The sequence below is a fragment of the Achromobacter sp. GbtcB20 genome, assembly GCF_019091095.1.
Lineage (GTDB): Bacteria > Pseudomonadota > Gammaproteobacteria > Burkholderiales > Burkholderiaceae_B > Achromobacter > Achromobacter mucicolens.
Window position 1 is genome coordinate 1 of the sequence record NZ_JAGXJZ010000867.1, and the last position, 238, is coordinate 238.

Below are 238 nucleotides of genomic sequence, written 5' to 3' on the forward strand. Positions count from 1 at the left end.
GTCAGCGAGACCACCCACAAGGTGCCGCCCAGGACGTTGTAGGACAGGAAAGTGGAATAGCGCATGCTGCCGAGCGCGGCGACGAAGGGCGCCAGGGTGCGCACGATGGGAACGTAGCGCGCCAGCACGATGGTCTTGGGACCGTGGCGCTCGAAGAAACGCTCGGTATGGGCGATGTGCTCGGCCTTGATGAAACGCAGCCGGTATCCATTCTTGATGCGATCGCGGAACATGCTGC

The 238-nt window shown here is 62.6% G+C and carries 1 protein-coding gene; it reads right to left on the reverse strand.

Annotation, left to right across the window (positions count from 1 at the left end):
* Positions 1–238 (reverse strand): DedA family protein (locus tag KVT32_RS31450; protein ID WP_217619571.1); only part of this gene is annotated, 238 nt, incomplete at both ends.